This is a genomic window from Streptomyces sp. ID05-39B (assembly GCF_033794725.1).
Taxonomy (GTDB): domain Bacteria; phylum Actinomycetota; class Actinomycetes; order Streptomycetales; family Streptomycetaceae; genus Streptomyces; species Streptomyces bobili.
Map to the genome: position 1 here is coordinate 34291 of NZ_JARGEF010000048.1, position 6220 is coordinate 40510.

General features: G+C 72.0%; 5 protein-coding genes. 2 read left to right on the forward strand and 3 right to left on the reverse strand.

The features are described 5' to 3' along the window. Nucleotides 1–135 precede the first annotated feature (135 nt). From P1P75_RS13700 to P1P75_RS13710, 3 genes are all read right to left on the reverse strand, one after another. Nucleotides 136–657: a nuclear transport factor 2 family protein gene (locus tag P1P75_RS13700; protein ID WP_319255014.1), complete on the reverse strand. Its 522-nt coding sequence runs from the start codon at nucleotides 655–657 to the stop codon at nucleotides 136–138. Continuing rightward, nucleotides 654–1631 carry a dihydropteroate synthase gene (gene folP, locus P1P75_RS13705; protein ID WP_319255016.1) on the reverse strand — a complete coding sequence of 326 codons (978 nt, stop codon included), beginning with the start codon at nucleotides 1629–1631 and terminating at the stop codon, nucleotides 654–656. The genes P1P75_RS13700 and folP overlap by 4 nt, the downstream gene beginning before the upstream one ends. Nucleotides 1632–1739: 108 nt before the next feature. Then, nucleotides 1740–3566 (reverse strand): phosphatidylglycerol lysyltransferase domain-containing protein, encoded by a 1827-nt coding sequence (locus tag P1P75_RS13710; RefSeq protein WP_319255018.1) that lies wholly within the window; start codon nucleotides 3564–3566, stop codon nucleotides 1740–1742. Nucleotides 3567–3797: 231 nt separating this feature from the next. Between P1P75_RS13710 and P1P75_RS13715 the strand changes: the two genes are divergently transcribed. Together P1P75_RS13715 and P1P75_RS13720 are read left to right on the forward strand one after the other, a co-directional pair. After that, complete coding sequence (locus tag P1P75_RS13715) at nucleotides 3798–4922, forward strand: alpha/beta hydrolase-fold protein (RefSeq protein ID WP_319255020.1); 1125 nt, start codon at nucleotides 3798–3800, stop codon at nucleotides 4920–4922. 174 nt (nucleotides 4923–5096) lie between these two features. Next, nucleotides 5097–6220 (forward strand): hypothetical protein (locus tag P1P75_RS13720; RefSeq protein WP_319255022.1); only part of this gene is annotated, 1124 nt, incomplete at its 3' end.

Below are 6220 nucleotides of genomic sequence, written 5' to 3' on the forward strand. Positions count from 1 at the left end.
GCGGAGGATTCACCGTGTGTTTCCCCCGGGGAACCCGGCGGCTCACGGGCTGGTAGCCGCCCCTGCCCGGGCGGGCGTGACGCCCATCACGTCCCGCTCCCGAGGGCATGCGCGGTCCTCCTGACGCCTACCCGTTCAGGACGGGGTCTCCTCGTCGGGGTCCTCGGCGTCGTCGGCGTTCTCGGTGTTCTCGGCCATGACCGGGGAGGCGTGGTGCGACCAGAGCTTCCAGCCGTCCGGGGTGCGGCGGAACACGTTCGTGGCGACCACCAGCTGGCCCACGAGCGGCCCCAGCTCCTCGCCGTCCTCCGGGGCGGGCCCGCCGCTGAGGATGTTCTCGGTGCAGGTCACCAGGGCCGTGTCGCCGGTGACGGACACATGCACATCGGTGAGGAAGAACTGGATGTAGTCGGTGTTCGCCATGATCAGCGCATACGACCGCAGCACCTCGCCGCGCCCGGTGAGCACCGGCCATCCCGGGTGCACGCAGGAGACGACGCCCGCGTCCGCCGGGTCGTGGAACTCCTCGTCGATGCCCAGGTCGGAGGGGGTGAGCCAGAGTGAGGACACCACGTCGAAGTCGCCCTGTTCGAGTGCCTCGTAGAAGGCGGTGTTGGCGGCCTCGACCTGCTCGACGTCGGTGTGGGGGGCGCTCACCGGGCTCCTTCTGCGCCGTGCGGTGTGCGTGAGGGGCGCGTTTCCTGAGAGGCCGGCGCGTCGGGCGTGCCAGACGCCCCGTCCACCGTGTCTTCGTCCGGGGTGTCACTGTCCGCGCGCGCTCCTTCCACGGCGCGCGCGACACGCACCGCGTCGGCCGTCGCGCGCACCTCGTGCACACGCACCGCCCACGCGCCGGCCTGCGCCGCGAGGGCGGAGACGGCGGCCGTGGCGGCGTCGCGCTCGCGGGCGGGCGGGGGCGCGCCCTCCGGCCCCGCCAGCACCCGGCCGAGGAACCGTTTGCGGGAAGCTGCGACGAGCAGGGGGTGACCCAGTCCGTGCAGCCGGTCGAGGCGGGCGAGCAGGGAGAGGTCGTGGCCGGCCTCCTTGGAGAAGCCGAGCCCCGGGTCGACGACCACCCGGTCGGGGGCGATGCCGCCCGCCAGGACGGCGTCCACGCGCGCGTGCAGTTCGTCGACGACCTCGCGGACGACGTCGTCGTAGACACCCTTGACGTTGCCGCCATCGAGGAAGCCGCGCCAGTGCATGACGACGAAGGGCGCGCCGGCGTCGGCGACGACCGGGATCATCTCCGGGTCGGCGAGGCCGCCGCTGACGTCGTTGACGAGGGCCGCGCCCGCGGCGAGGGCCTGGGCGGCGACGGAGGCGCGCATGGTGTCGACGGAGACGACGACGCCTTCGGAGGCGAGGCCGCGGACGACGGGGATGACGCGCCGGAGCTCCTCGGCCTCGTCGACACGGGTGGCGCCGGGCCGGGTGGACTCGCCGCCGACGTCGACCAGGTCGGCTCCCTCGGTGACCAGCGCGAGTCCGTGCTTGACGGCGGTCGTCGTGTCGAACCAGCGACCCCCGTCGGAGAAGGAGTCGGGGGTCACGTTCACGACCCCCATGACCGCGCACCGGTCCCAGTCCGGAAGGCCGGCCACGCGCCCTCGTCCGCTCTGCTTGCTCATACGTTCAGCGTAGGCCCCGTGGGGGACCGCCACGCCGGGTGGCCCGGGGGAAGCCCCAGGGCTGAGCAGTGGGGGTTCCGCCCGGACCGGCGCTCTGGATCAAGGCGCCTAGGCCGCGCGTACGTCCCTGTCGGCCATCGTGTGCTCGGCCACCGCGTGGGCACACGCGCGGGCGGCGGACGTACGGCGGCGCAGGAAGTGCGGCAGGGGCAGGGCGAGGTTGACGAAGCCCTCCGCCTGCATGGCGGCGAAGCCGATGCGGGGGAGGTCACCGGAGGCTCGGTAGACGACGAAGCGGGGTTCCCAGCGGGGCTGGAACTTGGCGTTGAACTTGTACAGCGATTCGATCTGGAACCAGCGCGAGAGGAACACCAGCAGTCCGCGCCAGGCGCGCAGCACCGGGCCGGCGCCGATCTTCTCGCCGCGGGCCAGTGCCGAGCGGAACATGGCGAAGTTGAGCGACACGCGCGCGACGTCGAACTTGGGGGCGGCCTGGAGGGAGGCGACGATGAGGAGTTCGTTCATGCCGGGGTCGGCCGAGCGGTCGCGTCGCATCAGGTCCAGGGAAGCCCCGTCCGGGCCCCACGGCACGAAGTGAAGGATCGCCTTGAGGTCGCCGTACGGACCCGGTTCGGCGTCCGCCTTGTGGGCGGTGGCGATGAGGCAGTCACCGTCGGTGGGGTCGCCGATGCGGCCGAGGGCCATCGAGAAGCCGCGCTCGGTGTCGGTTCCACGCCAGTCCTCCGCGGCGAGCCGGATGCGCTCCAGTTCGCCTTCGCCGATGTCACGGACACGTCGGACCCGGGTTTCGTAACCGGCGCGTTCGATGCGCTTGACCATCTGGCGCACGTTGCGCATCGCGCGGCCGGCCAGCGAGAAATCCGCGACGTCCACCACCGCCTCGTCGCCGAGTTCCAGGGCGTCCAGTCCGGTTTCGCGGGTCCACACCTCGCCGCCGGTCTCGGAACAGCCCATGACGGCGGGCGTCCAGGAGTGGGCCCTGGCCTCGTCCATGAAGCGCTCGATCGCGCCGGGCCAGGCCTCCACGTCGCCGATGGGGTCACCGCTGGCGAGCATCACGCCGGAGACGACGCGGTAGGTCACGGCCGCCTTGCCGCTGGGGGAGAAGACGACGGCCTTGTCACGGCGCAGCGCGAAGTGGCCGAGCGAGTCCCGGCGGCCGTGCTTGTCCAGCAGGACGCGCAGCCGGACCTCGTCCTCCTCGGTGAGGCGCGCGGCCGGGTGCTCCGGGCGGAAGGCCAGGTAGACGGTGGTGATGGCGGTGAGCAGGCCCAGGGCACCCAGGGAGAAGGCGACCGTCCAGGAGGTGTTGCCCTGGTAGTCGACCGGGCCCTCGAAGCCGAAGAGGCCGTACAGGACGTGGGAGATGCGGTCGGCCAGGCTGGGGTCGCCGACCAGGCGCCCCGGATGGGCGCTGACGATGACCAGGCCCAGCCCGAGGGAACCGGCGCCCATGAGGACGAAGTTGGCCAGCGCGCGCCAGCGGCTGCGCGGGTCGGGCAGCGCCGCGAACTGGTCGCGGTGGCGCAGCAGCGGCACCAGGAGCGCGAGGGAGATCAGCGCGCCGACGAGCGAGTGCCGGTAGGCGAACTGCGCGACGGCACCCGCCGGGAGCAGGGCGACGGCCGCCCGCCAGGCGCGCCGCTTGCTGCGCTTGAGGCCGTGCGCGAGGAGCAGCAGCAGGACGCCCGCGCTCAGCGACAGCGCCGCCGCGAACGGGCCCAGCGCGCCGGGCAGCACCTCGGCCAGGGTGTGCATACGGCTGTGGCGGAACCGCGGGAAGACCCCGGCGGCGACGTCCAGCAGACCCACGAGCGCGCAGGCCCGGCCGACGAGGGCGGGCACGGCCTCGGGGCGCGGCCCCCTGATCAGCTTCCGCACCCGGCTTGATCGATTCGGAACCCCGATCGACATTTCCCCATCTTCCCTGACAGACATCGCATCCCGTAGTTCCGCGAGAGACTCTGAAATCCGGGCCCGATTCGGGCATCCGGCGACATTGCGCCCTCTAGGACGGTGTCTCGGGGGGAGAGGTTCACTCAACTCTTTCAAAGCCGCCGAAAAGGCAAGGGAAAGTCCGGGAGAAGTCCTCGCGGGGAGCGGGGGCCACGGGAACCCGGACGGAGAGCGCAGGCAGGAACACCGATGGGTCTCACGAGCAAAACAGTGCTGCTGCTGGCAGTCCTGTCCGCCGTACTGCTGTTCGTCGGCACGGTGTGGCAGTGGCCGCGGCTGGCCGGGCGCGGCTGGCGGTCCGTCAGCGCGCGTGTCGCCCTGCTGTTGGGCACCCAGCTGGCACTCTTCGCGTCCGTGGGGCTCGCGGCGAACCAGGCCTTCGGGTTCTACGCCAGCTGGGCGGACCTGTTCGGCCAGGAGACCGAGCAGGGCGTCGTCGTCGACCACGCGGGCGAGGGACCGCTGCGGGTGCTCGACACCCGGCGCGTGGAAGGCGGCGGCGGGCGCCCGGAGTTCGGCGGGCAGATCCAGAAGGTCGCCATCAACGGCCGTACGACGCGCATCGCCTCGCCCGCCTTCGTGTACCTGCCGCCGGAGTACTTCGACCCGCACGAGCGCGCGCGTACGTTCCCGGCGGCCGTCGTCCTCACGGGCTACCCCGGCACCGCGGAGGCCCTCGTGGACAAGCTGGACTACCCGCGCACCGCGCGCGGGCTCGCCGAGGACGGCCGTATGCAGCCGATGATCCTGGTGATGATGCGGCCCACGGTGGCGCCGCCGCGGGACACGGAGTGCGTGGACATCCCGGGCGGGCCGCAGACGGAGTCCTTCTTCGCCAAGGACCTGCCGGCCGCCGTGACGGCCCACTACAGGGTGAACAGGGCGCCCGGCAGCTGGGGTGTCATCGGCGACTCCACGGGCGGCTACTGCGCGCTGAAGCTGGCGATGCACCACCCCAAGGTCTACGGGGCGGGCGCCGGCCTGTCGGCGTACTACAAGGCGCCCACCGACCCGACGACCGGGGACCTGTTCCACGGCGACGAGACGCTGCGCAACGAGGCCGATCTGCGCTGGTTCCTGAAGCACCGGCCCGCGCCCGACACCTCATTGCTCGTCACCAGCAGCAAGGTGGGAGAATCCAACTACAAGGACACGCTGAAGTTCATCGAACTGGCGAAGGCCACCCACAGGACAAGGATCTCGTCGATCGTCCTCGAAAGCGGCGGACACAACTTCAACACCTGGCGGCGGGAGATCCCGCCGACTCTGGAGTGGATCAGCGGGCGGCTGAGCGAGCGGGCGAGCGGCGGTTGACCGGCCGGTGACGTCGGCGGACGGCCTCCGGTGGTCGTGGCGACCGGAAATGATCTTGATTGCCGGTGAATTCCGCGACCGGTTTGTTTCCTGATGCCGTGTGAGAGCTTCGGTATGGCTGCTTTTTACGGGGCGGGGCGCCAACATTCGCCTACGCGCGGTAAGTTTCTGGCCATGCCACGTGGACGTCACCGCCATTCCCCACCTTTGCACCGGCTGCTGCCTCCCTCGACGATCGCAGGCGTCTCCCTCGTCTGCGCGCTCGGCCCCTGGGTCTTCACGGAGCCGTCGTTGCTCCGTGGTCTGGCCGCGGCCGCCGCGGCGACGGCGGTCGGGAGCGCGTTCGTCATGCGCCGCTGGGACATCCAGGCCGGCAAACAGGTGGCCGACCTCACGCGCGCGCGTGCGGGTGACGAGTGGCGCTACGAGGAACGGGTCGCCGAACTGGAGAGCGACCTCGAGGAGTCGCGTGAGCTGCGCAAGAAGCTGGAACAGCGGCTGCGGGCCAAGCGCGCCGAACTGGCCGGGCTGCGCAACGAACACGCGTCCCTGCTGCGCCGTTACGCCACGGCGGAGACGGAGCGGGCGAGCGCCCTGGAGGGCCGCCGCCTGCTCGAGATAGAGAGCGGGGCGCCGGCACTGGCGCTGCCGCCCGCGCGTGCGGCCGAGGACGACGCCACAGAGGCCGCCAAGGCTGCGGACGGTACGGAGGCCGAGGAGCCCGAGACCGGAATCGCCGAGGCCCCTGACGCCACCGGGACCCCTGACGCCACCGGGACCCCTGAAGCCGCCGAGGACGAGCAGGAGGTTCCCTCGGTCTTCTCTCCCTCCGGCTCCAAGCTTTTCCTGCGCGCACAGGCCGCCCTGGCCCGCTTCGACACCGACGGCCCGAAGCCTGCGCGGAGCACGGCCGCGGACGCGGAGTCCGTGGACGCCGAACCCGTCCGGGCGGCCGAGCCCGCCGAGTCCGGCGTCGACGCGGAGGCCGCACGGGAGGACGAGGTCAAGGGGAAGCCCGAGGCGGTCGACGAGCACGCGCGTGCGACCGCCCTTCACCTGACCGCCGAGGCGAACGGCACTCCGGACGAGAAGGTCATCCCCGAGGAACCCACTGCCCGGACGAAGCCCCAGGACACCCCGCCCGCCGATGAGGCCGAAGCGGCCGAAGCGGCCGAGGGGTCCGAAGGGGCGGAGACCCTGGAAGCCCCCGTGGCGGCCACCGGCACGGAGCCCGCCGCCGAGACCGCCGGGACCGGCTCGCTCTTCCCTCTAAACAACCTTCACCCCCCCCCCGAACC

Bases quoted from the DNA above. Each gene is read 5' to 3' on its own strand.
- folP (WP_319255016.1), bottom strand. From the start codon at position 1,631: ATGAGCAAGCAGAGCGGACGAGGGCGCGTGGCCGGCCTTCCGGACTGG.
- P1P75_RS13710 (WP_319255018.1), bottom strand. From the start codon at position 3,566: ATGTCGATCGGGGTTCCGAATCGATCAAGCCGGGTGCGGAAGCTGATC.
- P1P75_RS13715 (WP_319255020.1), top strand. From the start codon at position 3,798: ATGGGTCTCACGAGCAAAACAGTGCTGCTGCTGGCAGTCCTGTCCGCC.